Origin of the sequence: Paenibacillus sp. OSY-SE (assembly GCF_000283315.1) — a bacterium.
Classification (GTDB): Bacteria; Bacillota; Bacilli; order Paenibacillales; family Paenibacillaceae; genus Paenibacillus_B; species Paenibacillus_B profundus.
Window position 1 is genome coordinate 49,706 of sequence record NZ_ALKF01000184.1, and the last position, 24,599, is coordinate 74,304.

Genomic DNA, 24,599 nt, shown 5'->3' on the forward strand with positions numbered 1-24,599 from the left:
TAGTTTTCTTGCAAAAACATGTACTTCTCGGTGCTGAAAAGCGGTCTTTTTGAACACGCACTATAAGGAGGAATCCCCATGATTGCTGTAACGAATTGCATTCGCGTGCATAAAGGGATGGGAGGCCATTTGGAGACAAGATTTGAACGACCGAAGCACGTGCATCGGATGCCGGGATTCGTGAGCATGGAGCTATTAAAGAACGGACAGGAGGAGGAGTACGACGAATTCGTAGTCCGCACGGTCTGGCAGGACCGTGCCGCGTTCGACAACTGGGTCCAGAGCGAGGAATTCAAGCGTGGTCATTCGCGCCGCGAGCAGGCCGATGGCAACATCATCGACTTTAAGGTGACAATATATGAAGTGGTGCATCGCCATCAACCAGATGCCGAGTCCGATTCGGCTGCCGAAGCGGCCATATAAGGGACGAGATAAAATACAAAAAGAGCTGGGATGTACCGTGTTGGTATATTCCAGCTCTTCTCGTTGATCCAGAAGACGCACTACTGCTCGTGTTCGCAGTATTAATTGGCCACCGAGCAGAATTGCTTCTATTGTATAACTCGATTTCGTCATTCCGCCCTGTGGAGAACATGCTGTGGCGATAAGTAGCTGTCACGATGCGTATATGCCCACTCTCCCTTTTACTCAGCTTTTCACGCAGAGCCTCACTCCTGACGGCAAGGGAGAGTGAAGCTAGCGATGGCACGAGCATATCTATTGCCTACGGCCAGTCTGTACCATTTATTCATCTTCAGCTTGCGGCTTGAATGTGGAATCCCAATTCTCGTTACTCTTCGCGGAAGCCTTCGCCCAACACATCATGAACATCGTTGACGACAATGAAGGCGCGCGGATCAATCTCTTTCACCAAAGTTTTAAAGCGGCGAATCTCCGTGCGGCTGACTACGCAGTATACCATTTGCTTCGGTTCGCGCGAATAAGCACCAATGACTGGGACGAGTGTTACGCCACGCTCCATTTCCTTCGTAATGGTATTTGCGATTTGGTCCGAATGATTGGTAATGACCGTAAAGGCTTTGGCCGCATAAGCGCCTTCTTGAATGAAATCGATCATTTTCGAGGAAATAAAAACGGCCACCAATGTATACAATATCTTTTCCTTCGGTATGTAGAACAGCGCTGCGCCGATAATGAAAATATCGAGGAAAAGAATGAACTGCCCCATGCTGATGCCGAGGCGGCGATTCGCCATGCGTGCAAGAATATCGACGCCGCCGGTCGTGCCGCCGAAGCGGAAGACGATACCGAGCCCCGTTCCTAAGGTAACGCCGGCGTATAGGGTAGCCAAAATGAAATCATGCTCCGTCTGGAAGGGAATGATCCACTCGCGGGCAACCGCCTGCTCAAACAGCCATAGGAACAAAGTGAGCGAGAGAACGCCGTAAACGCTGTACACCATCTGTTTGCTGCCCAGAGCGCGCCAGCCAATAGCGAACAAAGGAATGTTTAGCACTAACGTGGATAAGGAGGGTTTTATGCCTGCCGCGTAATTAAGCAGTACCGTAACTCCCGTGACTCCGCCCTCCATAAGCTGATTCGGAATAATAAAGTAAATTAAACCGAATGCATAAATTGCCGTGCCGACCGTTATCGGAAGAAAGGTATGCCATACGCGCTGAAACAGGGATGAATTCACGTAATTCAGGGCTCCTTTTAGTGGGTTATAACTTACATCTTCATTAGTATATCGAATTCATTATTAGATAAAAAGCATTTGTTTTCCATACGGGTATACGTTAACATAGTAGCAGAATGTACTTTAAAAATGTACTGCGTAAAGAAGGGGATTGCATGACAAATACAGACGTAAAATCACTCTTGTCTTCGCTGCGCGACAAGCCGCTGTCACAGATGCAGCGAGAGGTCGATGAGTACATATCTCAGTTTCAAGAAGGATACTTCAGCCCGCTTGCCATGTTGGCCAGATTGTCTGAAGAAGTGGGAGAATTAGCTCGCGAAGTGAACCATTATTATGGTGAGAAGCCGAAGAAGTCTTCTGAGGCGGATAACTCAATTGATATGGAGCTAGGGGATATATTATTTATCCTGCTTTGCTTTTCCAATTCGCTTGGTATTGACCTGACGAAGGCACATGATGCATGTATGCACAAGTTCAATACCCGTGATGCGAATCGTTGGACTCGAATAGAGGAGCAGACAGAGGAATAGTCGCAGAAAGGATGAGGGCGAGATGGAACGAATTCGTGTAGCTGTCACGGGAGCTAGCGGGCGTATGGGCAGAGAAGTCGTGAAGATGGTATTGGAAGATGAAGCGTTGCAGTTGGTTGCCGCCATTGCTACGTCGGCAGGGTCGGTAGATGCCGCTTCGCTCGTTGGACTTCCGCCATGCGGCATAAAGGTGACTTCGGATCTGGAAAGCGCCTTGCAGCACACGCAACCAGACGTTATGGTCGATTTTACGACGCCTAACACTGTCATGAGCAACACGCTGCTCGCAATTCGCAGTGGCGTGAGACCAGTCATCGGCACGACGGGATTCAGCCCCGACGAGATCGAGCAACTGCAGCAGATGTGCCGCGAGCAACAGCTTGGCGGCTTGATTGCGCCTAATTTCTCGATCGGCGCAATCTTGATGATGCGCTTTGCCGCGCAAGCCGCAAAGTATTTACCCGATCTGGAAATTATCGAGTACCATGGCGATCAGAAGCTGGACGCACCTTCCGGTACGGCGGTGAAGACAGCGGAAATAGTATCGAAAGTACGTGAGGAGCACCGTCAAGGCAATCCGCGTGAAGAAGAGAAAATCGAGGGCTCACGCGGAGGCTATTATGACGGATTTCGCATTCACAGCGTGAGATTGCCTGGTATATTTGCACAGCAGGAAGTGATTTTTGGAGGGTATGGACAAACTCTGAAAATCCGCCATGATTCGTATGATCGCGCGGGTTATATGCCGGGCGTTAATATGGCAGTGAAGAAAGTCGTTCAACTTCAGGAGTTAGTCTACGGATTTGAGCATTTGCTTGATGATTGATTGCCGCACTATTTGACTAGGGGATAGACAACGGAGGGTTACGACATGTTAAATATCGCATTTATCGCACATGACCGAAAAAAAGACGAGATCGTTAATTTCGTTACCGCCTATGAAAAGGTATTTGAGGATCATCAATTATACTCTACGGGCACGACGGGCCTGCGGATTATGGAGCAGACCGATCTGCGCATCCACCGCTTTCAATCCGGTCCATTGGGCGGAGACCAGCAAATCGGCGCCCTTGTGGCGGAAAATGAAATGGACTTGATTATTTTCCTGCGCGACCCGCTGATGGCACAGCCGCACGAGCCGGATATTATCGCATTGCTTCGTCTATGCGATGTTCAGGGCATTCCGGTTGCGACGAACATTGCAACAGCGGAGATTTTGGTGAAGGCGCTGGAACGCGGTGATTTCGCTTGGCGTGAGTTGGCTCATAAATATAAACCGGGAGTCGAGGAGTAATGAACGGTCTCGATATATTGGCCTTTGGCGCTCATCCCGATGATGTAGAGATAGGGATGGCTGGGACTATTGCAAAGCATACGGCCCAAGGCTTCAAGGTCGGCATTTGTGATCTGACGGAGGCGGAAATGTCTTCGAACGGTACGGTTGATTTGCGACGTGAGGAAGCGAAGCAGGCGAGCGTTGCGCTGCGGCTCTCTGTTCGGGAAAATCTGCGTCTGCCAGACCGGGGGCTGCAGGTATGCTCCGAGCATATTGATGCGGTCGTCGAGGTGATTCGTCGTCATCGTCCGCGCATCGTGTTCATGCCTTATTGGGAAGACCGCCATCCAGATCATATACAATGCAGCCGGATCGTGCAGGAAGCAGTGTTTAACGCGAAATTGCGGCGCTACCTGCCTGAGCTGGATGCACATCTGGTGGAGCAGGTTTATTTTTATTTTATTAATGATGTCGCATCGGCGCAACTGCTTGTAGATGTGACAGCGGTTTACGACATGAAGCGCGCAGCGCTGCATGCGTATGCTTCGCAATTTACGAAGCCGGACGGCAGCGGTACTTTCGTTGCGACACCTTTGAATCAGGGATACGTGGAACGGGTGGAGGCGCGGGATACTCTCTTGGGCCAGACACGTGGGTTTGCGTTTGCTGAGGGCTTCGTCGTAAAAGGTCCTTACGCGGTCTCATCGTTCTTATAGAGTTTGTTCGAAAAGCCACTTTTGATCACGAACATTGGGCTTCTAAATTAGAGATAAATCATTCTGCTGTCGTAACAGGTGGATACCATGGCACGATAAGAGGAGGGAAGGGCATGAACGAAGGACTCAAAATCGGCATAACGTGTTATCCGTCTCTCGGCGGTTCCGGGGTCGTTGCAACGGAGCTTGGCAAGCTATTGGCTGAGCGAGGACATCAAGTTCACTTTATTACGCACAATATACCGTTTCGCTTAGGCTCGAGCTTTCAGAAAAACATCCATTATCATGAGGTGGAAGTGAACGATTATTATGTCTTTCGTTATCCGCCCTATGATTTATCGTTAGCGAGCAAAATGGCGCAGGTCGCCAATTTGCAGCAGCTTGACTTGCTGCATGTGCATTATGCGGTTCCGCATGCAGTATGCGCTTATTTGGCCAAGCAAATGGCTCATCCCGATCTGAAGGTAGTGACGACGCTTCATGGCACCGACATAACCGTGCTGGCGCAAGACGAGTCGCTTAAAGATATGATACGATTTGCTATTAATAAAAGCGACGCGGTGACAGCCGTGTCGAAAGATTTGATCCGAGAAACGCGTGAACTGCTGGATATCGAGCGACCGATCGATTTAACGTATAATTTCGTAGATAAACGAGTGTACTATCCGCGTGATTGCTCTCAGCTGCGATCGGAATTTGCGTATCCATTCGAGAAGATAATGATGCATATCTCGAACTTCCGCCCTGTGAAGAGGGTGAGTGATGTGGTTGATGTGTTCGCGCGTGTGCAAGAGAAGGTCGCTTCGCGTCTTGTATTCGTGGGGGAAGGACCGGATATGCCAAAGGTTCAATGCAAGATTCGCGAAATGGGGCTAGAGGACCGCGTCCATTTTCTCGGGAAGCAGGATGAAATCGCACAAGTTATTTCACTTGCCGATTGCCTGCTGCTTCCATCGGAGAAAGAAAGCTTCGGACTCGTTGCGTTAGAAGCGATGGCGTGCGGTGTTCCGACCATCGGTTCGGAAGCAGGCGGTATCCCTGAATTGGTTACGCACGGAGAAACGGGTTTTTTGGCTCCGATTGGCGAAACGGAGACGATGGCAGAGTACGCGATTCAGCTGTTGTCGCAGCCGATGCTAGCGCAGAAAATGCGGGAAGCATGCCTGCACCGTGCCCGTCACGTGTTCTGCAATGATCTGATTGCAAGGGAATACGAGAAAATATATTATCGGGTGTTGGGCAAAGAGGTTGAAGTGCCGAAGCCTGTATGCTAATCGGCGGCGATATAGATAGCAATGTTGAGCTGATGCGCGCAATGGTTCCCATCATTGCGCGCACTTGTGTGTAAATGAGGTGTGTTGTTTAATGGGTATGATTGGAAAAAGCGAATTGTTCACAGAAGCGCATGATGTCATGAAGCGGCTCATGGCGGAGGGCTACCAAGCATATATGGTCGGCGGTTGCGTACGAGATTCGCTCCTAGGGAGTCCTATCAACGATGTCGATATCGCTACCTCGGCGCTTCCAGAGCAGGTGCTGTCGCTGTTCCCCCGCGTCGTGCCTACCGGGCTTCAGCACGGTACTGTGACCGTGGTCATGCCGACCAACACTTATGAAGTGACTACATTTCGTAAGGAAAGCGCGTACGAGGGCCACCGTCGTCCGGAAGAGGTGGAGTTCATCGGCGATCTGGACGAAGACTTGATGCGGCGGGACTTTACGATTAATGCGATGGCGATTGATGCGGATGGGGAGCTGCATGACCCGTTCGGCGGCGAGGCCGATCTGGAGCAGCGACTTATCCGATGTGTGGGAGACGCGGAGCAGCGGTTCCGCGAAGATGCGCTGCGCATGCTGCGATGCGTTCGCTTTGCGGCTATCTTGAGCGGCCGGATTGCGAAGTCGACGTGGAGGGCGCTATGCCATGAGAAGTCGACGCTCGTTTTCGTCGCGATGGAACGCGTGCGTGACGAGCTGTGGAAGTTGACGGCAGGGGCCGACCCAGCGCGCGGCTGGGCCCTGCTCTTGCGCAGCGGGCTCCTTCAGCATACGAAGGAGCCGCTAGGCGCATTGGCGTCGACCGAGTCGACCCGGTGGCAGCCGCTGCTGTGCGCGCTCGGGCGAGTGACATCGCCCGAGCTGCGCCTGGCGCTGCTGCTCCTCGGGCACGAGGTCGACGAAGGAGAGGCGAAGCGCATTGCGCTGGCGCTTCGCCTCTCCGGGGCGCAGCAGGACGCGGTGCTTGGCGTCCTGCGCGCGGAGGCGCGGCTGGCGGCTGGCGGCATTGCCGCCTTAGCCGCTGCCGACGTGCCAGGCGGCGCCCAAGCGTGGCGCCGCCCCTTCGCGCAAGCGCTCTTCGCCTATGGCGAAGACGCGCTGCGCGGTTGGCTCGCTTGCCGCAGCGCCCTGGCGGGCGTGGGAGCGGCTGGCGAGCCGGCGGCTGCTGTGCAGCCGTTCCTCCAACATGGTCAGGCTTGGTTGGAGGACATTCCCGTCCGCCGCCTGCAGGATATTGCCCTGACGGGCTCGGATCTGCTGCAGGCGGCGGATCGGGTGGCAGGGCCTTGGCTGGGCCACAGCCTCGAAGCAGCTTGGCTCGCCGTCGCCCTGCAAGAAGTGCCGAATGAACGCGAAGCGTTATTGAAATATGCTGTGAAAGAGTGGAAGGTACGATGAGCGACCAACTGTTGGAATGGTTTCAAGAACACCCCGGACAATACATATCTGGGGAAGAGATTAGCCGCCATCTGCAAATTACGCGCACGGCGGTATGGAAGCAGATTAATCGGCTTCGGGCAAAAGGATACGAATTTGAAGCCGCGCCCAAGCTCGGCTACCGCCTTATTCAAATACCGACCCGTCTTGATGAGATCGCTCTATTGACGAAGCTGAAGACGAAGACGCTTGGACGGCAAATCCGAATTCTGGAGAAGACGGAATCGACGCAAAATGTTGCCGCCGAGTGGGCGAAGCAAGGAGCGGAAGAAGGAGCGATCGTCATCGCCGAGGAACAACTCGGCGGCCGCGGCCGCCACGGGCGGGGCTGGTATTCGCCGCCAGGCAAAGGCATTTGGATGAGCATGGTCTTGAAGCCGCGCATTCCGCTCCAATTTACGCCGCATTTGACGCTCCTGTCCGCGGTGGCGCTGTGCCGGGCGATGAAGCGCCTAACGCATGCCGATTTGGGCATCAAATGGCCTAATGATATTTTGATTGACGGTAAAAAGGTATGCGGGATTTTGCTGGAATCGTACGCAGAGGACGAACGGCTCGTGCATGTCATCGCCGGCATGGGGATAAGCGTCAATCTTGATCAAGCTGATTATCCGCCTGAGCTGCAACCGATTGTCACCTCCTTGAAGGCGGCATCAGGACAGGAAGTAGACCGTGCTACCTTGGTGGCGGAGTGTCTGTTAGAATTGGAGCAGTTGTATCAGCTCTATGAAGAACAAGGCTTCGGACCAATTCGCACGCTATGGGAAGCGCAGAGCGTCACGATTGGACGCAGCTTGTCTGTCGAGACCCCATACGGTGCCGTTCACGGCGTCGCGCAAGGCCTGGATGAATCGGGGGCGCTTGTATTAGTAGGCGAAGACGGCAGCTGCCGCAAAGTTTTTTCGGGAGATGTACATTTTACAGGGTGAAACATGCTCTGCTTTCTGTTATACTAATGGCGGCAAGGCGGTATCTGTATAGAACCGCACTCGCCCCCAACTAAGCAAGGAACTCGTGCTGACAAGTACATATTCCTTGATTAACGTGGTGCACGTTTCTGCTCTGAGCCGAAGGGACCGAGACAGAAGGACGTCCGCTTGCGACCTCTTTTTATCTTTTGGGACCTTTTTAGTGGAAACGCTAAAAGGTTTTTTTGTTTTGCGCACACTAAAAAGTGCGTGCCAACCTCTAAAAAGAGACGTAAAGGAGATGAACAGCACGATATGATCAAGCGAAAACTACCGCTAAGTATTGTGAAAATGAAGACGATGAAAGAACAAGGTGAGAAGCTGGCCATGGTTACCGCGTATGATTACCCATCCGCACAGTTGGCTGAGGAAGCCGGTGTCGATTTGATTCTGGTCGGTGATTCTTTGGGCAACGTCGTCCTCGGCTATGATTCCACGCTGCCAGTCACATTGGATGATATGGTATATCACTCCCGCGCCGTGCGTCGTGGAGCGCCCAACACGTTTGTCGTAACCGATATGCCGTTTATGACCTACCACAGTTCAGTGGCCGAGTCCATGTCCGGCGTGCGCCGGATTATGCAGGAAGGGCATGCCAACGCCGTGAAGATGGAGGGTGGCGCGGAGATTGCAATGATGGTGGATGCTTGTGTGAAAGCAGGCGTGCCAGTGCTCGGACATATAGGACTGACGCCGCAATCCGTTCATCAATTGGGAGGGTACCGTATTCAAGGCAAGACGCTGGAAGACGCCAAGCGCTTGCTTGAAGATGCTCTCGCAATAGAGCGTGCCGGAGCTTTTGGCATTGTGCTTGAACTCGTAACAGAACAAGTGGCGGCCTATATTACGGAGCGGCTGTCAATTCCAACTATAGGAATTGGCGCGGGAGCGCGCTGTGACGGACAAGTGCTCGTCTTTCACGATATTTTGCGCTATACCTCGGATTATCGCGAGAAGCGCTTCGTCAAGACTTATGCCGACATCGGAACGACGATTCGAGACAGCATCGCGTCTTATGTGGAGGACGTGAAGCAGCAGGCGTTTCCGCAGGAAGCGCACGCCTTCACGGCTGACGACGAGGTTGCTGGAGAGCTGTACGGGAATGGAAAGGTGGAAGCTCCATGATTGCAGCAAGAACGATGGCAGAACTGCGCGATGCGGTTCGTCAGTGCACACAACAGAAGATACATCGAGCCGAATGCCCTTCCATAGGCTTCGTGCCGACAATGGGGTTTTTGCACGAAGGTCATGCCAGTCTGATGAAGGAAGCAAAAAAACAATGCGGCATCGTCGTATTAAGCATATTTGTCAATCCGATTCAATTTGGTCCGAATGAGGATTTAGAGCAATACCCAAGAGATGAGGCACATGATTTAGCAATGGCGGAACAGAACGGAGTGGATATCGTATTTCTTCCTACCGCCGAATTGATGTACCCGGAACCGACGAAGACGATGGTTCAAGTCCAGGGAGTAACGGCTCCGCTCTGTGGAGCCTCCCGTCCAGGACATTTCGACGGTGTCACGACGGTTGTCGCGAAGCTGTTCAATCTGGTGAAGCCGGATAAAGCGTTCTTCGGGATGAAGGATGCCCAGCAAGTGGCTGTCATACAGCAAATGGTAAAGGATTTGAACTTTGACGTCGAGATTGTGCCGTGCCCGATTGTGCGTGAAGGGGACGGTCTTGCGCTCAGCTCCCGCAACATCTATTTGTCTGCAGAAGAGCGTGAGCAGGCATTGGTGCTGTCCCGTACGTTGCGTCAAGTCGAAGCTTGGCTGGAACAGCGTCCAGACATGACGGCGCCTCAACTGAGGGACAACATCATCAAGTCGATTCAGGAAGCTCCGCTGTCTGATATCGATTATGTGGAAATATTGCGATTTCCGTCGCTTGAAGCGCTATCGCCAGAACAAACGCTGGCGAATACGGATCATCGCGTATTGATTGCACTGGCCGTACGGTTCGGTCGAACTCGATTGATTGATAACCGTTTACTGGAGAACAAATAGGGGGAATGTGCCATGTTACGTGAAATGATGAAGTCAAAAATTCACCGGGCAACCGTTACCGAAGCCAATTTGAACTACGTTGGCAGCATTACGATTGACGAGCATCTTATGGAATGTGCCGATATTTGGCCGAATGAAAAAGTGCAAATAGTAAACAATTATAATGGTGCCCGTTTGGAGACTTACGTCATTCCAGGGCCAAAACATTCGGGCGTAATCTGTCTGAATGGAGCGGCTGCGCGCCTTGTACAGCCTGGAGATAATGTCATCATCATTTCTTATGCTTCCATGACGAATGAAGAAGCGAAGCAATATGATCCAAAAATCGTCTTCGTGGACGCGGACAATAAACCGGTCGAGCTCGCGACGCAGACCGAAACGTATGCGACTGTTCGTTAATCGTTAACGGCATCATCAGGAATCGGAATTGACAAGCGAAGGCACTGCTCGGGAAACGTTGGAGCATCGAATGAAATGCATCCCCTTAACACAAAATGAACGTGAGCCGCAAGATGACGATACGCATCACTTGTAAAGGTGGGATGAATCGTGCTGCAACATGTATTCGCAACGATGAACGAATTGTTGGATGATATTATTCGGCAGTATCCTCATGCACAAGGCAAAGAAAAAAAGGAATTGGATCACCAAATGTCATTGCTTCGCTCCATGAGCGATCTCATTGTGGAGGAATGGCTGCAGTTTGAAGAAAAGCTTGCGCAGCTGCGTCCTCGCGGCAAGGATGCTGCTGGCGGTAAGATGAAGAAGGAACAAGAGATCTCGGCACCCGATTACGGCGATCCTTTTCAACGGGGCCAAGGATATTATTTGTTGATGATGTATAAGGAAGCAGTCAAGCATTTGGAGCAAGCGGCGCTTCATCAGCCGGACAATATTGAAGTGCGGGCTTATCTGGCCATGGCGTATTTGAACATGGGGCGAAGCCAGGAAGCCGGACATCATTTCGAATTCATCATTCCTTTAACGGAAAGCAAGTGCTTGAAGGCCATCGCGTATAATGCGCTCGGTTGTATTCAAGCGGAGCAGCGCAACTTGTCTCTGGCGCAAGAGTATTTTGCGAAAGCCCACCAGATGGATCCTTCATTGCCAGAACCGGTCTTTAATTTGAAGGTGTGTCTGTCGAATTGCGGTCATCTGCAGTACGGTGCCGGAAATATGAACCACATGCAATAAGATTATTTAGAGGGGAACATTTGTGCGAAGTACGCACAGATGTTTCCCTCTAGTCATTTCCAAATGACCGAACATCTGTTATGCTAATAACAGTAATTGCGAGAGGAATTATATTAAGATGAGATTTGCTGTATTGGACTTTGAAACGACAGGCAATCAGCCTAACGATGAAATTATACAAATCGGACTCGTCATTCTCGGTCACGATTTACAGATGGAACGCGAGTATCATACGCTCGTTCGGCCGACCATCACAATTCCTGAATTCATTACGCAATTAACCGGAATTGGCAATGAGGATGTGCAGGATGCGCCAGACTTGGATGAAGCGATGACAGGGCTTGTTCCATTGTTAAGTGACGTCGTGCTCGTCGGACATAATGTTGCGTTCGATTATCAATTTCTGCGCCAAGCTCTAGAGCAGACCGGTTATTTACCGTTTACCGGACGTATTCTGGACACCATTGAGCTGCTGCGGATACTGTTCCCTTCACTGCCGTCTTATCAGTTGGGATCGGTTGCGCATGAATTCGGAATCATCCATGACCGACCGCATCAAGCCGACAGCGACGCGAGAGCGACAGCCGATGTATTTATCCGCTGCCTGCAAGCGATCGATGACTTGCCGCTTCTGACTCTGCAACGTATTGTGGATGTATTTGGCGATCAAGAAGAGCGCGATTTAAAGTGGATGCTGGTGGAGAAGCTAAATGAACGTGAGCGGGACGTGTCCGATTGGGACGAGAAGGAAGGTAACTTTCCATTCCGTCAGCTAACGTTGAAGCAAGGGGATTGGACGGATACCCTTCCTCCGCGTGAAGGTTCAGAGAGCAGTCCGCTCAACAATGTGACGTTCCGTGGCTTTATGGATGAAGTGAGGAACAATTTGGCGAGTCTGTTGCCGAATTACGAGCCGCGTGAAGCTCAGGAACAAATGTTTAACGAAGTGATGGAATGCCAGGAGCAGGACCTTCATCTCTTGATTGAAGCTGGAACAGGCACTGGGAAATCACTTGGATACTTGCTCCCTTCCTTATATTACAGCGTATCTCAAGAGAAGAAAGTGATTGTTAGCACGCACACTATCAATTTGCAAGAACAGTTGAGACAGCGTGATTTACCGCTTCTGGAGAAGATTGTTCCGTTTCCTTTCAAAGCTTCGGTGTTAAAAGGACGCAGTCACTATTTGTGTTTGAGAAAATTTGAACATAAAATAAATCATAGAGAGTTCGTTCATGCGCGTGACGACAGCATAACCGCTGCTCAGTTTCTCGTCTGGCTAAGCCAGACGGAGCATGGCGATGATGAGGAGCTGCATTTGGTCCACAAAGGTCCAGATTTCTGGGATACGGTGTCCAGTGATAGCGACTCTTGTCTGAACCGGGCTTGCCCGTGGTTCCGGCGCTGCTTCTATCATCGGGCGAAGAATGAAGCGAATTTGTCGGACATTATTATAACGAACCATTCTCTGCTGTTCACCGATGTCATTGCCGAACATCGTCTGTTGCCTACCTATGAACACTTGGTCATAGATGAGGCTCATCATTTTGAAGAGACGGCAGGCAAACATCTAGGCATCCATTTGCAATATTTTTCACTCATTCATCCGTTAACGCGGCTATTCAAAGACAGCAAGAATGGAGCATTGATCTTGCTTCAGATGCGGCTCCGCCTATCCGGTCACGAGAAAGCGCTTATCTGGGCAGAAGGAATCGACAAGCTGCTCACGCAAATCGTCGACGTGAAGGAACAATGGGACCGTTTGAATGAAGTCTTGTTCCAATTGCTTCCTCCGACTGAGAACGGACAAGCCGAAGCCGCCGGGCAGACGGTATTCCGGTTGCCGTCGGGCGAACGTCCAGAAGCTTGGGCCGGCATCACCGAGCTGGAAAGCGACATCCATGTCCGGCTTAGCGATATTGTTCGGTCAGGAGAGAAGCTGGCCAACGAATGGAAGGATTACGATGACGATGAAATTCAGGGCGTTGTCGTGGACGTGACGGGATTGTTCAAAGAATTGGGCCTAGTTCGGGATGAATTCCGCAACTTTATGCAGGGGAAAGACCCGGAAACGGTCTACTGGATGGAAGGGAATTCCCAGTTCAAGCATAAATCGATGCATATGTACGCAGTCCCGGTCGATGTGAGTGATGCACTGAAACGGTATTTTTTTGAACCGAAGAAAAGTGTAATTCTGACATCGGCTACGCTGTCGGTCGATAAATCATTCCAGTTCGTGGCAGAACAAATCGGGCTGAAGGATGCGGAGCGGGATGGACGGCTGCACACGGTCATATTACCGTCACCGTTTAATTACCGGGAACAGGCATTAGTCGTTATCCCACGTGATTTCCCGAGCGTAAAGGGCGCATCAGATGCAAAGTTCAACCAGATGTTGACGCAATCGATAGCGGATGTCGCGCAAGTAACGAGAGGACGAATGCTTGTGCTCTTCACCTCGTATCGCATGCTGCGGGATGTATATGCGCCTTTGAAGGAAGCGCTGAGCGTTCACGGGATTCACGTGCTTGGACAAGGCATTGACAGCGGTAACCGCAGCAAGCTGACCCGCAGGTTCAGGGAGCAATCCGCTTCCGTCTTGCTGGGGACGAGCAGCTTCTGGGAAGGGGTGGACATTCCTGGAGATGCACTCACGTGCTTGGCGATTGTTCGACTTCCGTTCCAGCCGCCGAACCACCCGTTGGTCGAGGCAAAATCAGAGCGGCTGAAACGGCAAAATCAGAATCCATTCCGGAAGTATTCCGTGCCGCAAGCCGTTATCCGCTTTAAGCAGGGATTCGGCCGATTGGTGCGGACCTCGCAGGATAAGGGAATTGTCATCATCTATGATACGCGCGTGATCGAAACAAGCTATGGCAAGCACTTTTTATATTCCTTGCCGGGACCAAAGATGGAGCACATGGCTGCAGAGCAGTTGGTTCCGCGCATTGAAACGTGGTTGGACGATAATCAAAAGACGTTGAAGAGCGATGAGGGGACTTGATTTAAGATATGAAAACATTAAAAATATCTGAAGCTGTTGTTCGACGTCTGCCGGTCTATTTGCGTCATTTGATAGAACTGAAGCAGCGTGAAGTATTGACAGTTTCTTCTCAGGATTTGGGCCAGAAGCTGGATTTAAATCCAGCGCAAATCCGCAAGGACTTGGCTTATTTTGGAGATTTTGGACGCAAAGGCATTGGTTATGACGTATCTTATTTAATACAGCAAATCCGTCATATATTGAAGCTGGACCAAATTATTAACGTTGGCCTGGTCGGTGCCGGTAAACTGGGGCATGCGTTGTGCAATTACACGGTCTATTTGAAAGACAACATGAAAATCGTAGCTGTGTTCGACGCCATGGAGTCCAAGATTGGCACGGATATTAATAATCTGAAAGTTCAACCTATGAGCGAAATGATCACAACGGTTCGAAATCAGCACATCCGTATCGGAATTATTACGGTTCCGGCCGCGGAAGCGCAATATGTAGCGGAGCAATTCGTCGAAGCCGGTGTAGAAGCCATTTTGAACTTTGCGCCTGTTATTTTGAAGGTTCCGTCTCATGTGCGCGTGCATACTGCCGATTTCACAACGGATTTGTTTAGCCTGGCTTATTATTTAACGGATCAGGGAAAGGAAGTTCCAGTCCAATGACAAAGCGAATCATTATTGAAAATGGCGCCTTTGCGGTACTTAATGCTCAATCCGGGCAAACCTCAACCAAGGGAACGATGGTTATTGAAAATGATCGAATTGTCCACTTGGGAGATTCACTTCCCGCGCAGTTCGATACGAGTGATGCAGAGAGAATAAACGGCAAAGGTCTGTTCTTCCTGCCTGGTTTAATCAATACGCATGGTCATGCTGCGATGTCGCTCCTGCGCGGGTATGGTGACGACATGGTGCTGCAATCGTGGCTGCAGGAGAAAATGTGGCCAATGGAAGCGAAATTTACGTCACAGGATGTGTATTGGGGAACCGCATTATCCGTCGTTGAGATGCTTAAGGGCGGAACCACAACGTTCGTCGACATGTATGATCATATGGATGAAGTCGCTAAAGTCTGCGAACAGTCTGGCATTCGGGGCTGTCTAATGCGCGGCGCAATCGGGCTGTGTCCTGAAGACGTCCAGGATGCGAAGCTTAAAGAAGCGGTTCAATTCGCAAAAGACTGGAACGGCAAGGCGAATGGACGGATTACAACCGTGCTGGCGCCACATGCGCCATATACGTGTCCGCCGGCATTCATTGAGAAGTTCGTGCAAGCGGCACATGATATGGATTTACCTCTTCATACACATATGTCGGAGACGAAGGCGGAAGTGGAACAGAACGTGAAGGATTATGGGCTCCGTCCGGTTGCTCATTTAGAGAAATTAGGCTTCTTCTCCCGGCCGTCGTTCATTGCACACGGGGTACATTTGACAGATGAAGAAATTGCGACTCTGGCTCACTACCATGTAGCTGTGTCTCATAATCCAGGCAGCAACCTCAAGTTGGCGAGCGGTGTAGCTCGGGTTCCTGAATTGTTGCGCGCAGGAGTTGTCGTCTCTCTCGGAACGGATGGTCCGGCCAGCAACAATAACTTAGACATGTTCGAAGAAATGCGGCTTGCTGCGCTTATACACAAAGGAGTATCGGGAGATCCAACCGCGATTCCGGCTGCAGAAGCGCTGCGCATGGGTACCGTATACGGGGCGAAGACGATTTCGCTTCCTGATGTAGGATTGCTTGAGGTCGGTATGAAGGCAGATATGGTTGCGGTAGATATCGATCAAGCTCACTTCATTCCACATACGGATCTCGTATCTCACATGATTTACTCCGCTTCGGCTAAAGATGTGAAGCATGTGTGGATTGATGGAGAACAGGTCGTGAAGAATGGCGAATGCCTGACGTTAGATGAAGAACGTATCCGTCATGAGACGCAGCAATGCTTCGAGCAGCTGCTGCAGCGATAAGCGGGGGGATTTATTCATGGTAAGAAGCCGCACACGTCGGCGTTCCAAATGGAAATGGTATATCCCGCTGGCGGTTCTTATTCTGATTCTTCTCATTGCTGCCGTATATATGTATGTGCAATATATAAATGCTGATGAGCGAGTGAAAGAAGCTGATATCATTCGCCAAGCGAATGATAGTGTAAAGCTCGCAGAAATATCCGGTGTCGAGAAGAGCGTATGGGACGACATTGTCTATGTTGTTGAAGGTAAAGATGAACAAGACCAAGAACGACTGGTGTGGGTGTTTCCGAAGAAAGTCGTATCTATGTACGCCTTTGAAGGAATAAAAAAAGATGCGATGAAAGCAAAAATAAAAGAGCAATATAACAAGGTTCACATCGTACGGCTTATTCCCGGATATAAAGACGGGCAATATGTATGGCAGGCGATGCTGGAGCGAGCGGACGAACAGGGCGCCAACCGCTATTATTATCAATTTTATCTGTTCGCCGACGGTTCACCGATCGGAGAAATCTACGGGCTGCCTAATAAATAACGATGAACCACCTGTCAAGTGCTCATTACACCGTATTCTTGCAAGTGACGCGATTGAAGCGTTGCAGCGAGAATACGGTGTTTTTTTTGTTGCCAAGGGGATTGGCAGCTATGGTACACTTTACATTCAACTTCAGTGTATATACTATGATATACTCTAACATGTACTGAATGATATATTTCATGTATTCAACAAGCGCCGTTTTCATGTAGATAGATTAGAGTGTGAGGAGGTATTTCAGCATGACGAAAAAAGTTCGTATCGCGCCTACCATCCTGATTATGATTGTGACGGGCGCCGTACTGTTCGGTGGATGGGCGTTGTATCAGACTAATTTTGTGAAGCAGCCAGTGGAACAGATCGTGCAAAAGCATGCTGAGATTACACAATATCATGTTGACTGGCAGACCGACGCGATGAAGGTTCAAATTCAGACGAAGCCGGGTGTCGATGTCCGTGAATTGGTTCAGCAGCTGAATGGCGACTTGGAAAAGCAAGCAAAAGGGAAAAAGGTAGTTATTGAATATATGAATGACCATAGCACGCCGAAAATCGATAAATGGTGGTCCCAGGCATTGTTTGATGTCGCTGAAGCGATGGTACATCAAAAATATAGTCAAATTCCATCACGTCTGCAGCAGCTGCAGCAGCCGGGGATAGAAGTTCAGACGGAAATGGACAACCAGTATGTATATATTACGGTGAAGGATGGACAAGGCAGCAAGACGTTGCTGCTGCCGTTAGAAGGTACACGGATGGGGGTGTGGCCGTATGAGAAATCGACAATCGATGCGATGGCCTGAGTGGGTCATCGGCGTATCCATTCCACTCCTGTTGTTCATTATTTTCCTTGGAGTGAATGTGTGGCCGATCGTACTGGCTGCCGCCGCAATAGGTGTATTGGCGTTCGTAGCGCAGCGTCGTGGTGCGGGTATGGCAGCAACCTCTGGCCGCAAAGATTCACGAAGTCTTAAAGTCACTGCAATGAGCTTCGATAACATCGGGGGTCAAGAACGTGCCAAAAATGAGCTGGTAGAAGCTTTGGACTTCCTGGTTCACCCTGACGCTATCAGTAAATTCGGAATACGTCCTCTAAAGGGCATTCTTCTAACTGGTCCTCCGGGGACAGGGAAGACGTTGATGGCCAAGGCGTCGGCCCATTACGCAGACGCGGTGTTCATTGGAGTATCCGGCAGTGAGTTCGTAGAGATGTTCGTTGGGGTCGGTGCTGGCCGGGTGCGAGAGCTGTTTAAGGACGCGAGACAGCGTGCTGTGAAGGAGAAAAAAGAGAACGCAGTTATTTTTATCGATGAGATTGACGTTATCGGCGGTAAACGTGAAGGCGGGCAACAGCGGGAATACGATCAGACATTGAACCAATTGTTGACGGAAATGGACGGTTTATATGCGGATCAGACGCCAAGAATTCTCGTGATGGCAGCGACAAACCGTAAAGAGATGCTCGACAGCGCCCTGCTGCGTCCGGGTCGGTTCGACCGTCATATTCAAGTGGATATGCCGGACAAGAAAGGCCGTCGTCACATTTTGGATTTGCATGCGGATAACAAACCGCTGGCCGATGATGTCAATCTGGACCGGATTGCGGAAGAGACGTTCGGATTTTCCGGTGCACAGCTTGAAAGTGTACTGAATGAAGGCGCGATCTATGCGATGCGTGAACAGGCTGACTTGATTTCGACAGCACATTTATCGCAGGCGATTGATAAGGTGCTGATGGGAGAGAAGAGCGACCGCGAGACGAATCAGGAAGAACGGCGCCGGGTCGCAATTCATGAATTGGGTCATGCAATTATGGCGGAGCTAGTCCGTCCGGGAAGCGTATCTCAAGTTTCATTAAGTCCGAGAGGTCAAGCGCTTGGCTACGTCCGACACCAGCCGCAGGAAGAACGTTATTTGTATACGAAGCCGTTCTTAGAAGAACAGATTATGATCGCGCTGGGTGGAGCTGCTGCTGAAGAAATGTTCTATGGGAACCGCAGTACAGGCTCCCAGGGAGACTTCGATCAAGCGCTTAATATTGTCGAGACGATGATTAATTCAGGCTTGACCAGCTTGGGAATTGTACGCCTGAAGCATCTGTCTCCCGATGTCTTGACAAAAGAGACACAGGCGATTATGTTAGATTTGACGAATCGCACGCATGAGCTGTTGAAAGAGCACCAGGAAGCATTCGAGCGCTGTCTGAAGCATTTGATTGAAGAAGAGTACGTAAGCGGTGAGAAATTCCGGTGTCTATTATGTGACAAGAAACAATTACCAGCGTGAAAATGCGCTGGTTATTTCTTTTTATTTTCAACAATCATGTTAAGATAATATTAGGTACCTATGCACTGATAACGCGAGCTATATCTCGGGTACACTATGCAGAGCATAGCAACATGAAAGGTGGAAGAGACCATGTTTTTCAAAAAAATCGGCGTCATTGGCGGCGGTACAATGGGCCAAGGCATTGCAGAAATGCTTGCTGTGAAAGGCCTGGACGTGCTGCTAGTGGAGCAAACGCCGGAAAAGCTGGACCATGCATACGAAATGATTGAAACGAGCTTGGACAAACAGCTGGAGAAATGGGCTATCACTCAAGCGGAAAAAAAATTAATTCTTTCGCGCATACATAAGGTGACGCATCTGGCTGAACTTAGTGCATGCGATATGGTTATAGAAACCATCTCCGAAGATATCGAAGCGAAGAAAAGCGTATTTGCGGAGCTGGATCGCGTCTGCCCTAGCAATATCATTCTGGCAAGCAACACATCGACATTGTCTTTGACCGAATTGGCGAGCTCTACGAAATATCCGGAGCGAGTTATCGGTATGCATTTCATTCATCCAGTTTCGAAAGTGGATCTTGTCGAAATTATCCGCGGGTTAAAAACATCAGATGCTACATTTGATGAGACGAAGCGGTTTGTTGAAGAAGTTGTGCAGAAGAAAGGCGTTATGGTGTATGAATCGCCGGGCTTCGTCACGACACGGATTATTTGTAACTTAATTAACGAAGCATTACATGTGCTGCAAGAAGGAGTCGCATCTGCAGAAGATATCGACAATGCGATGCGAATCGGATACAATTTCCAATATGGTCCATTAGAGATGGCTGACCGCTTTGGTCTCGATTCCGTACTGGCAGCGATGGAGCGCATGTTCCGTGAATTCGGCGACATTAAATATCGTCCGTCCGTATTGTTGAAAAAAATGGTCCGCGCCGGTCACCTCGGCGTGAAGACGGGCGTCGGATTTTTCAACTATGACAAGGATGGGGATAGATTATGAAAGTACTAGTCATTAATGCGGGAAGCTCCTCGCTTAAATATCAGTTGTATGACATGACGGATGAGTCAGTATTAGCAGCAGGCCGGGTGGAAAGAATTGGAATGGATTCTTCCATTCTCGTACATGAGCCTCACCATACGGATGAGATTACCGAAGTCAGCGAAATTTTGGACCATACAATCGCGATTCGCAAAGTATTGGACAAGTTGACGGATCCAGAAGTCGGTGTCGTGAAATCTACAAGCGAAATTGAAGCCGTTGGCCATCGGGTCGTTCACGGCGGTGAATCATTCAATAACTCCGTGCTTGTAGACTCGAATGTAAAAGCGGAAATTCGCCGTTTGTTCGAGTTGGCGCCGCTTCACAATCCGGCTCACATGATGGGGATCAAGGCGGTCGAAGCGAACATGGGTAACGTACCGCAAGCGGTCGTATTCGATACGGCTTTCCATCAGACGATGCCTGCGAAAGCTTACATGTATGCCATTCCGAAGGTGCTCTACAAGAAGCACAAAATCCGTCGCTACGGCTTCCATGGCACATCTCACGATTATGTAAGCAAACGTACGGCAGAAACGCTCGGACGCCCGATCGAAGATTTGAAAATCATCACATGTCATATCGGTAACGGTGCAAGCTTGACGGCCGTGCAAGGTGGACAATCCGTTGACACTTCGATGGGGATGACACCACTCGAAGGCTTGATGATGGGAACACGCAGCGGTGATTTGGATCCTGCTGTTGTGCCATTCACGATGATGAAGGAAGATTTGACTGTGAACGAAGTGAACTCCATGCTGAACAAGCACAGCGGCTTGTTGGCGATTTCTGGCATATCCAGCGATATGCGCGAAATTACGGACGGTATGGAAGCAGGCGAACCAAATGCAACATTGGCTTTTGAAATGTACACTTATCGTGTTCGGAAGTATATCGGTGCTTATGCGGCTGCGATGGACGGAGTAGATGCAATCGTGTTCACAGCCGGTGTAGGGGAGAACTCTATCGTGATTCGCCAACATGTGTGCGAGCAGTTGACATTCCTTGGCGTTGAAATCGATCGGGAACTGAACAAGATTCGCTCTAAAGAACCGCGCCGCATCTCTACGCCGAATTCGAAAGTGGAAGTGCTTGTCATTCCGACGAATGAAGAGCTAGTGATTGCACGCGATACGTATCGCCTCGTGAAAGAAGCAAAAAACGTATAAGGGAGAGAGCGAACCGATGGCGACAACTTGTGTCATTCGCGAAGTGAGCCGCCATGTAGGCGAAGAAGTCCGCATGGGCTGCTGGCTCCACAACAAACGTTCCAGCGGCAAGATTCAATTTTTGCAGCTGCGTGACGGCACCGGCTTCATTCAAGGTGTTGTAGTAAAGAGCGAAGTGCCTGAAGAAGTATGGGAAGCTGCAAAGAGCTTAACTCAGGAAAGTTCATTATATGTAACTGGGGTTGTGCGTGAGGAACCACGTTCGAAATCCGGTTATGAAATGACAGTGACGAACGTAGATATCATCCAATTAACTGAAGATTATCCGATTACGCCGAAAGAGCATGGCGTCGATTTCTTGATGGATCACCGTCATTTGTGGCTGCGTGCGCCAAAGCAACATGCCATTTTGACGATCCGCGGAGAAATTATCCGTGCGGTTCAGCAGTTCTTCGATGAGCGCGGCTTTACATTAGTAGATCCGCCAATTTTGACGCCTTCTTCCTGCGAAGGAACAACCGAGTTGTTCCATACGAAATATTTTGAAGAAGACGCCTTTTTGACGCAGAGCGGACAGCTGTATATGGAAGCAGCAGCGATGGCTCTCGGCAAAGTGTATTCCTTCGGACCGACATTCCGTGCCGAGAAATCCAAAACTCGTCGTCATTTAATTGAGTTCTGGATGATAGAGCCAGAAATGGCGTTCGTAGATCATGACGAGAACCTGCGGGTGCAGGAACAGTTCGTATCCCATATCGTGCAATCCGTCTTGAAGAACTGTCGTGCGGAGCTGGAAACATTGGGACGCGATACTTCCAAGCTTGAAAAAGTGGTTGCGCCATTCCCGCGCATTACCTATGATGAAGCGATCAAGTTTTTGCAAGAGCAAGGCTTTGATATTCCATGGGGAGAAGACTTTGGTGCGCCGCATGAGACGGCAATTGCGGAGAAATATGAGACACCGGTCTTCATTACGCACTATCCGACGAACATTAAAGCTTTCTATATGAAGCCAGATCCGAATCGTGCGGACGTCGTGCTTTGTGCTGATATGATTGCGCCGGAAGGCTATGGTGAAATCATCGGAGGTTCGCAGCGGATCGATGATCCTGAGCTTCTAGAAGAACGATTCCGCGACCATGAGCTCTCTTCAGAAGCGTATCAATGGTACTTGGATTTACGCAAATACGGCTCTGTTCCACATTCCGGCTTCGGGCTCGGACTTGAACGTACCGTAGCGTGGATTTGCGGTCTGGATCATGTGCGTGAGACGATTCCATTCCCGCGCATGCTGTATCGTTTATATCCATAATGCATGTGAAGCAAGCTTGCTATCCCGTATCGCATACAGCGGTACGGGATTATTATTAGCGGCACATAAAAAGATTGAAAACGTTACCAAATGTGACTTACTAAAAATTTCGTTTTGTGCGACAATAGGATAAGTATAAAGCGGAGAGGGGATTAACGTATGAGTGGGGACGCTTTTCGAACCTTCGCCAAAGGAATGGCGCTCGGATTGCAATCCGGCAGCGTAAGCGTGCCATATCATTTGCTGCGCTATTGTCGGCAGTTAAAGTTGAGTGATACAGATGTGATGCTGTTCATTCATCTCATCGGCTTCAAGCAGCAGGAAATGAAAGACTTTCCTACTATTGATGAGCTTCAGGAGCGAATGGGATCTTCCCCGGATGCGGTCATTAAATCGCTGCAGAAGCTAATGAAAGACGGCTTCTTAAATATTGATGAGGAAATAGATCCAGAGACGGACGTGCAATACGAACGGTATAACTTAACCGGCCTATGGGAGAAGCTTGCCGTCGTCATGGCGGAAGAGTTTCGCGCCGAACGCCAGAAGCTGCGTACTGTAACTTCATTCTCCGAAGCCGAACCGCCTAATCTGTTCAATATTTTTGAAAAAGAATTTGGCCGTCCGTTGTCACCAATGGAATGCGAGACGATAGCTGGATGGATTGATCAGGATCGTTATCCGGAAGAATTGATACTGTTGGCATTGAAGGAAGCGGTCTTTGCGGGGAAAGTACATTTCCGCTACATCGACCGTATTTTACTGGAATGGAATCGCAACCGCGTCCACTCCATTGAAGATGCCAAGGCGTATACGCAGAAGTTCCGCTCCGGCGGAAGATAATGAACCGCACTGCATGTGAGATGCAGCGCGGTTTTTTTTATACAACTGAACGGATGTGCTGCTGCTCAACCTTGTGCTGAACCGATTTTGCAATGGAGCTTCAACACCACCTCGCAGACATATTCGGGATGAGTGACGCGGAGCATGTGTGCTGCATCTGGCACGGTTATGCTGATGTTGATAACGCGTTAGGCGTACCGTAATAATATCTCTAATCGCCATGCTTTGTTCACTCTCCCCCACAATCAGAAAACGTGTACACGTAACCTGTACACGTTCAGAAAAAAGCGGACACGTAACCTGTCACACTTGACGCTACACAAGCGAGCATACAACTGAATTTTGATGGGCCGTCATGAGGTTTTTGGAGACGTATTCTGGAGGAGAAGACTAAGAAACGATTCTGAGCAACCGATTGATGCTGTCACTAATGCAGCACTTAACGAGCATAAGAGGAAGTATGAAGTATGAAGTATGCATAAGCTCTGCCTTATCAAACTGCGGGATGAACTCTTTGCTGGCTCTGTTTCTGAACGGACGGGAGAATGAACATAAGGACTTGGAAAGCATACACAACGACAGGCTAGACATTGGATACAGACATAGTAGACAACGGTTGGCATGACATCAAAAAACCCGTCCAAATGGACGGGCATATTATGCCGAAATAAAAATGGAATGAGCGCTAACGCAGCGCCTGCATACGGTATACGTATTCGAACAGGAACTCGAACGCTTCCAGATGGCGTTTTGCCTCAAACGAATTGGCGCCCCATGCATAAATTCCGTGCTTGCGCAGCAGAATTCCCGGTATACGGGGGTCAAGCTTCTCCGTGATGCACGGTACGATGCGAGGGATGTCCGCATAGTTAGGCACGATCGGAATTGCAATGCGGGCGTCTTCCTCCCATATATTGAATGCTTTAATGAGCTCGACACCTTCCACAGGAACAGCTTCCTGATCCCAGAATAGCTCCGATATGACGTTATTCCATACCGTGTGCACGTGGAAAATGGCGCCACAGCCCGTCATTCGATAAATTTCACAATGAATGAGTGTCTCTGCGCTCGGTCTGAGCTGTGTGCACTCTGTGGGCTTCCCATGCTCATTGACAAACAAAAAGTCCTCGGGGGTATGAATCGATTTATCTTTACCGCTTGCCGTAATAGCAAATTGAAAGCGGCCCTCTTCGATGTCACTGGCACGTACGGACAAATTGCCGCTTGTTCCCGGGAACCAGTCACGTGCAGCAAATTGTTCCTTGATGGAACGAAGCTCGGCAAGGGCGCGCTGCTTCTCTTCTAATGTGAGATTCCCGATAGATATCATTTTGCTGCCTCCATTCACTGAATTATAAATTCGTTCGCTGAC

Annotated in this window: 24 protein-coding genes; 22 read left to right on the forward strand and 2 right to left on the reverse strand. The window is 49.9% G+C overall.

The window, feature by feature from the left end:
* Positions 1 to 78: 78 nt before the first annotated feature.
* A complete protein-coding gene (locus A372_RS34065) occupies positions 79 to 423 on the forward strand; it encodes an antibiotic biosynthesis monooxygenase (RefSeq protein ID WP_019421879.1) in 345 nt (114 codons plus the stop codon).
* 367 nt (positions 424 to 790) lie between these two features.
* On the opposite strand, the gene A372_RS0115975 is transcribed toward A372_RS34065, so the two are convergent.
* Positions 791 to 1,660: a YitT family protein gene (locus tag A372_RS0115975; RefSeq protein WP_019421880.1), complete on the reverse strand. Its 870-nt coding sequence runs from the start codon at positions 1,658 to 1,660 to the stop codon at positions 791 to 793.
* 155 nt (positions 1,661 to 1,815) lie between these two features.
* Between A372_RS0115975 and A372_RS0115980 the strand changes: the two genes are divergently transcribed.
* From A372_RS0115980 to A372_RS0116080, 21 genes are all read left to right on the forward strand, one after another.
* A complete protein-coding gene (locus A372_RS0115980; protein WP_019421881.1) occupies positions 1,816 to 2,193 on the forward strand; it encodes a nucleotide pyrophosphohydrolase in 378 nt (125 codons plus the stop codon).
* Positions 2,194 to 2,215: 22 nt separating this feature from the next.
* Complete coding sequence (gene dapB / locus A372_RS0115985) at positions 2,216 to 3,019, forward strand: 4-hydroxy-tetrahydrodipicolinate reductase (protein ID WP_019421882.1); 804 nt, start codon at positions 2,216 to 2,218, stop codon at positions 3,017 to 3,019.
* A gap of 45 nt (positions 3,020 to 3,064) precedes the next feature.
* Positions 3,065 to 3,487: a methylglyoxal synthase gene (gene mgsA, locus A372_RS0115990; RefSeq protein WP_019421883.1), complete on the forward strand. Its 423-nt coding sequence runs from the start codon at positions 3,065 to 3,067 to the stop codon at positions 3,485 to 3,487.
* Complete coding sequence (bshB1, locus tag A372_RS0115995; RefSeq protein ID WP_019421884.1) at positions 3,487 to 4,185, forward strand: bacillithiol biosynthesis deacetylase BshB1; 699 nt, start codon at positions 3,487 to 3,489, stop codon at positions 4,183 to 4,185. Before mgsA ends, bshB1 begins: the two co-directional genes overlap by 1 nt.
* 113 nt (positions 4,186 to 4,298) lie before the next feature.
* Positions 4,299 to 5,459: an N-acetyl-alpha-D-glucosaminyl L-malate synthase BshA gene (gene bshA, locus A372_RS0116000; protein ID WP_019421885.1), complete on the forward strand. Its 1,161-nt coding sequence runs from the start codon at positions 4,299 to 4,301 to the stop codon at positions 5,457 to 5,459.
* Between the two features lie 91 nt (positions 5,460 to 5,550).
* Entirely contained in the window at positions 5,551 to 6,861 is a 1,311-nt protein-coding gene (locus tag A372_RS0116005) for a CCA tRNA nucleotidyltransferase (RefSeq protein ID WP_019421886.1), read from the forward strand.
* The gene (locus A372_RS0116010; protein WP_019421887.1) at positions 6,858 to 7,829 is read left to right on the forward strand and encodes a biotin--[acetyl-CoA-carboxylase] ligase; all 972 of its coding nucleotides are present in this window, start codon (positions 6,858 to 6,860) and stop codon (positions 7,827 to 7,829) included. The genes A372_RS0116005 and A372_RS0116010 overlap by 4 nt, the downstream gene beginning before the upstream one ends.
* Before the next feature lie 294 nt (positions 7,830 to 8,123).
* The gene (gene panB / locus A372_RS0116015; protein ID WP_019421888.1) at positions 8,124 to 8,993 is read left to right on the forward strand and encodes a 3-methyl-2-oxobutanoate hydroxymethyltransferase; all 870 of its coding nucleotides are present in this window, start codon (positions 8,124 to 8,126) and stop codon (positions 8,991 to 8,993) included.
* On the forward strand, positions 8,990 to 9,877 hold the full coding sequence (gene panC / locus A372_RS0116020; protein ID WP_019421889.1) for a pantoate--beta-alanine ligase: 888 nt from the start codon (positions 8,990 to 8,992) through the stop codon (positions 9,875 to 9,877). The genes panB and panC overlap by 4 nt, the downstream gene beginning before the upstream one ends.
* 12 nt (positions 9,878 to 9,889) lie before the next feature.
* The gene (panD, locus tag A372_RS0116025) at positions 9,890 to 10,276 is read left to right on the forward strand and encodes an aspartate 1-decarboxylase (RefSeq protein WP_019421890.1); all 387 of its coding nucleotides are present in this window, start codon (positions 9,890 to 9,892) and stop codon (positions 10,274 to 10,276) included.
* Between the two features lie 150 nt (positions 10,277 to 10,426).
* Positions 10,427 to 11,071 carry a tetratricopeptide repeat protein gene (locus tag A372_RS0116030; protein ID WP_019421891.1) on the forward strand — a complete coding sequence of 215 codons (645 nt, stop codon included), beginning with the start codon at positions 10,427 to 10,429 and terminating at the stop codon, positions 11,069 to 11,071.
* A gap of 118 nt (positions 11,072 to 11,189) precedes the next feature.
* Positions 11,190 to 14,075, forward strand: coding sequence for an ATP-dependent DNA helicase DinG (gene dinG, locus A372_RS0116035; RefSeq protein ID WP_019421892.1), 2,886 nt, complete (start codon positions 11,190 to 11,192; stop codon positions 14,073 to 14,075).
* Positions 14,076 to 14,083: 8 nt separating this feature from the next.
* Positions 14,084 to 14,731 carry a redox-sensing transcriptional repressor Rex gene (locus A372_RS0116040; protein ID WP_019421893.1) on the forward strand — a complete coding sequence of 216 codons (648 nt, stop codon included), beginning with the start codon at positions 14,084 to 14,086 and terminating at the stop codon, positions 14,729 to 14,731.
* Positions 14,728 to 16,038, forward strand: coding sequence for an amidohydrolase (locus A372_RS0116045; protein WP_019421894.1), 1,311 nt, complete (start codon positions 14,728 to 14,730; stop codon positions 16,036 to 16,038). The genes A372_RS0116040 and A372_RS0116045 overlap by 4 nt, the downstream gene beginning before the upstream one ends.
* Before the next feature lie 16 nt (positions 16,039 to 16,054).
* Complete coding sequence (locus A372_RS0116050; RefSeq protein ID WP_019421895.1) at positions 16,055 to 16,576, forward strand: cell wall elongation regulator TseB-like domain-containing protein; 522 nt, start codon at positions 16,055 to 16,057, stop codon at positions 16,574 to 16,576.
* Between the two features lie 242 nt (positions 16,577 to 16,818).
* Complete coding sequence (locus A372_RS0116055) at positions 16,819 to 17,379, forward strand: hypothetical protein (RefSeq protein ID WP_019421896.1); 561 nt, start codon at positions 16,819 to 16,821, stop codon at positions 17,377 to 17,379.
* Positions 17,348 to 18,862, forward strand: a complete 1,515-nt coding sequence (locus A372_RS0116060) for an AAA family ATPase (RefSeq protein ID WP_192813615.1) — start codon at positions 17,348 to 17,350, stop codon at positions 18,860 to 18,862. The genes A372_RS0116055 and A372_RS0116060 overlap by 32 nt, the downstream gene beginning before the upstream one ends.
* Positions 18,863 to 18,994: 132 nt before the next feature.
* The gene (locus tag A372_RS0116065; protein WP_019421898.1) at positions 18,995 to 19,867 is read left to right on the forward strand and encodes a 3-hydroxyacyl-CoA dehydrogenase family protein; all 873 of its coding nucleotides are present in this window, start codon (positions 18,995 to 18,997) and stop codon (positions 19,865 to 19,867) included.
* A complete protein-coding gene (locus A372_RS0116070; protein WP_019421899.1) occupies positions 19,864 to 21,075 on the forward strand; it encodes an acetate kinase in 1,212 nt (403 codons plus the stop codon). The genes A372_RS0116065 and A372_RS0116070 overlap by 4 nt, the downstream gene beginning before the upstream one ends.
* Before the next feature lie 16 nt (positions 21,076 to 21,091).
* Positions 21,092 to 22,387 carry an asparagine--tRNA ligase gene (asnS, locus tag A372_RS0116075; RefSeq protein ID WP_019421900.1) on the forward strand — a complete coding sequence of 432 codons (1,296 nt, stop codon included), beginning with the start codon at positions 21,092 to 21,094 and terminating at the stop codon, positions 22,385 to 22,387.
* 159 nt (positions 22,388 to 22,546) lie between these two features.
* Positions 22,547 to 23,227, forward strand: coding sequence for a DnaD domain-containing protein (locus A372_RS0116080; RefSeq protein ID WP_019421901.1), 681 nt, complete (start codon positions 22,547 to 22,549; stop codon positions 23,225 to 23,227).
* Between the two features lie 685 nt (positions 23,228 to 23,912).
* Here A372_RS0116080 and mtnB read toward each other — a convergent pair.
* Complete coding sequence (mtnB, locus tag A372_RS0116085) at positions 23,913 to 24,557, reverse strand: methylthioribulose 1-phosphate dehydratase (RefSeq protein ID WP_019421902.1); 645 nt, start codon at positions 24,555 to 24,557, stop codon at positions 23,913 to 23,915.
* Positions 24,558 to 24,599 lie beyond the last annotated feature (42 nt).